3 protein-coding genes and 2 pseudogenes are annotated in these 3,736 nt (G+C 61.2%); 3 read left to right on the top strand and 2 right to left on the bottom strand.

What is annotated here, in order from left to right:
- Positions 1 to 650 (bottom strand): amidohydrolase family protein (locus JCM25156_RS23625; RefSeq protein ID WP_242402610.1); only part of this gene is annotated, 650 nt, incomplete at its 3' end.
- Positions 651 to 699: 49 nt separating this feature from the next.
- Positions 700 to 846 carry a hypothetical protein gene (locus tag JCM25156_RS31095; protein ID WP_242402611.1) on the bottom strand — a complete coding sequence of 49 codons (147 nt, stop codon included), beginning with the start codon at positions 844 to 846 and terminating at the stop codon, positions 700 to 702.
- Between the two features lie 588 nt (positions 847 to 1,434).
- Here JCM25156_RS31095 and JCM25156_RS10990 point away from each other — a divergent pair.
- The 3 genes and pseudogenes from JCM25156_RS10990 to JCM25156_RS23635 form a co-directional block, all read left to right on the top strand.
- A complete protein-coding gene (locus JCM25156_RS10990) occupies positions 1,435 to 2,142 on the top strand; it encodes a YoaK family protein (protein ID WP_025813113.1) in 708 nt (235 codons plus the stop codon).
- Between the two features lie 127 nt (positions 2,143 to 2,269).
- Positions 2,270 to 2,769 (top strand): annotated as a pseudogene (locus JCM25156_RS23630) (aminoacyl-tRNA deacylase).
- Positions 2,770 to 2,832: 63 nt separating this feature from the next.
- Positions 2,833 to 3,736 (top strand): annotated as a pseudogene (locus tag JCM25156_RS23635) (glycosyltransferase); the annotation flags it as partial.

Raw genomic sequence — 3,736 nt, forward strand, 5'->3', positions numbered from 1 at the left:
CCCGCGCGGGCCATGGCGGTCGATCTCGGCCGGGGCGGCATAGATGTAATGCGCCACCCACGTGCGCGGCGTGGCCCAGCCCAGATGTTCCAGATATTCGGTGGGCGTGCAGCATAGACATTCAGGCAGTATTCGTCCTCATCCACATCCTCGGCCAGATGGGTGTGCAGACGCAGGTTGTGCCGTTCCGCCATGATGACGGATTCCCGCATGATCCGTTCCGACACCAGATACAAAGCGGCCGGCCCCAGCGCCACCCGGCCCAGCGCGCCGGGCCGGGGGTCGTGATGGAGATGGACCAGCCGCTCGCAATCCGTCAGGACGGTATCCTCGTCCTGCACGATTGCGGCGGGCGCGAGGCCCCTCTCCTCCACCGTGCGGGTGATGCTGCCGCGCGTGGCGTAAAAACGCAGCCCGACATCACGCGCGGCGCGGAACTGCGCATCCGTCAGGCCGGGGGCCGGATGCGCGTAAAGCTGGTCCATGGCCGTGGTGCAGCCACCCAGCAGCAGTTCCACCATGCCCACGTAGCTGGCCAGGTACACCGCATCGGCATCCAGCATGGCCCATAGCGGAAAAAGCTTTTCAAGCCATGAAAACAGGCTGCGGCGCGTAACCGGCGCATAGGCGCGTGTAAGATTCTGCCACATATGATGGTGCGCGTTGACAAGGCCGGGCGTGACCAGCCGCCCCCGTGCGTCAACTGACGCGCCCGCGCCTGCGGGCGGGGCAGTTCGGGGCCGCCGACACCATGGACCTGCCGCCGTTTATGGCGATCCAGCCACCGGGAATTTCCCATCCCCGGTCGATATACAGCCAGGCATCGTGAATCAGGAGGTCAATCATTACTTAATCATATCATTCCGGCCGAAGGGTGGGCAGGGCGGCTCCTTTTCCCTGATCCCTGGCCGGAATTATGGTCATTCACTTACTCACCCGCGCTGGTCTGTCCATAAATTCTGGCGGACCATGCCACTCCCAAACAGTCCTGTCCACATGTATAGATACGGGAATTTCGTGAATTATATCTTAAAATAAACATAAGTTACAAAATAATAACATTTATCAACGCAATAGCATGCTTCAGGTATTTATATATCAATGCCATAAATTAATAATTAAAGAGAACGAAATTACATTATGTTTCAAGAAAAGATGAAATGAATAGTCCGCAAAACATAAGAAAGTTTTGGTGAAGCTTTTTTCAAAAAGCTTCAGGAAACGCCCCATTTTTGCCAACCTTTGGGCAGGCGACTGAACGCCGGGCACGGCCCCTGATATTGCGGATATTTAATCCGTCATATCCGTATGCACGTCCTGCCTGCCACCGGACCGTTGCGCCGCGCCCTGCCCCATGGCATCATGTCATAACAGTCGTAGGGGCCAGTTCCCGTGGCGGGGCGCTGTCTTCCCGCGCAGGCGAAATTTGGGAATATGCTGGTTCACGAAGGAACATCGCGCAATATCGGGACCGACCTGCGGCTTGGCTGCACGCTGGCGGCCATGGCGGGGGCCATCAATGTGACGGGTTTCCTGAGCGTCGGCTATTATTGCGCCAACATGACCGGCAACCTGTCCGCACTGGCCACCAGCCTGACGGCGGATGGAAAACTGGCGCTGGTGTCCTGCCTGGGGCTGATCGGCGCATTCATCGGCGGTGGCGTTGCGGCAACGCTGCTGGTCAATGCCGGGCACAGGCGGGGGGTGCATGCGGTCTATGCCTGCGGGATCGTGCTGGAGGGCGCCCTGCTGGCCGGTCTTGGCATGCTGGCCGAACTGCTACCACTGGAACAGACGGCATGGATGCTCGCCTATGGGCTGAGTTTCCTCATGGGATTGCAGAACGCCACGGTCACCCATATTTCCGGCGCGCGGGTGCGCACCACGCATATGACCGGCATGCTGACGGATTTTGGCATTGAACTGGCGCAGTGGCTGGAACACCGCCACGCGGGGGAGACACTGACCCGTGTGCGCGAGCGCCTGCGCCTGCATGGCGCGATCATCCTGTCATTCGGGCTTGGGGGGATCGGGGGCGTAGCACTTTATATGCGCTGCGGGGTCATGGGGCTGACACTCATGGGGGTGACACTGATCGTGCTGGCGCTGCCAACAGTGGTGCGGACCATGCGGCAAACATGATTTCAGTGCCTGAAAAACAGTTTTCCCGTTCTTTTGTGAAAGACCCGTGCGGAGCGGCTGCATCAAGGCGGTTGAATGTCACCGGGTGCCATATTACATCTGACGCCACAGACAGGGAGCATGGAACATGACGGAACGGACCAGGGCCACCGAATTCCTTTCAGCCAGCGGCGTACCATTCTCGGTGCATGATTATGAATACGCGCCGGGGGGCGGGTTGATCGGCATGCAGGCGGCGTCCTCCATCGGGGTGGATCCGGCCTGCGTGCTCAAGACGCTGGTGGTGGAAGTGGACCGCACGACGCCGGTCTGTCTCGTGGTGCCAGCCGATCACAAGGTGAACTTCAAGAAAGTCGCCGCCCTGTTCGGCGGGCGGAACGCGCGGATGATGAGCCCGGAAAAATCAGCCGGGCTGACCGGCTTCCGCTCCGGCGGCACCAGCCCCTTCGGGCAGCTCACGCAACTGCCCGTGGTCCTGTCCGGCACGGCCATGGCGCAGCCACGGGTCTATATCAACGCGGGCGATCAGGGCTGGTGGTCTGCCTTGCCCCGGCGGATGCGCAAAAGGTGGTGGACGCCCGCGTGGCCGACATCTCGGCGCCCCCTGCCCCGGCCAGCCCCGCCTAGCCAATCAAAAATTAACCTTTTGTCCCCATGCTGTCCCGAACATGACAGGGACAGGGATATATAATGGCTGTTTCCCCAAGCAATGCGGAAACGGCTGCCGGATGGACCGCGTTCGACCCCGCATGGTACCGCGCCCACTACGCGCCGGTTCTCGATCTCATGGACATCCCTGCCGGACAGCTTCACGATTTCTACGCCAGCCATGGCGTAGCCCTGCGCCATTCCCCCAACCCGTTTTTTGATGAGGACTGGTACCTCGCCACCTATCCCGACGTGGCCCGCCATGTGGCGCAGGGCACATGGCGCAGCGGATTTGAGCATTACCTGACCACGGGGCTGCACACCCACAGCCCCCACTGGCTGTTTGATGAACACGCCTATCGCGCGGCCTATCCCGACATCACCCCGGCCATGCTGGCAGCGGGCGGCTACCGCAATGGCTATGACCATTACCTGCGTGCGGGCGATGGGGAAATGCGCAGCGGATCGTGTTTTTTCGACCCTGCCGCCTATCTTGCCGCCCTGCCCCATGCCGGGCCGGACGCGGCGGCGCACCCCTTTGTGGACTACCTGCTGCGCGGCATGGCGGAACTGCCGTGGCGGACCCTGTCGGTTTACTTCGATGCCGAATGGTACCGCGCCACCTATCCCGCCATGCAGGCGGAGATAACGCAGGGCCACTTTGTATCCGCCCTGCACCACTATCTGTGCAACACCACGCCCATGGCGTTCGACCCCGGCCCATTCTTTTCGGAATCCTTTTATGCCGCGGTCAACCCCGATGTGCTGGCCGCGATCGAAAGCGGGGCGCTGCGTAACGGCTATGCCCATTTCCTGAAGGATGGGGTACATGAACAGCGCAAACCCTGTTCGGCGCTGGATCTGGCGCGCTACATGCGCGACCCCGCGATTCAGGCCGACCTTGCCACGGGCCGCGCGCGCGACGGGTTTGGCCACTATCTCGCCG

Source organism: Komagataeibacter kakiaceti JCM 25156, assembly GCF_000613305.1.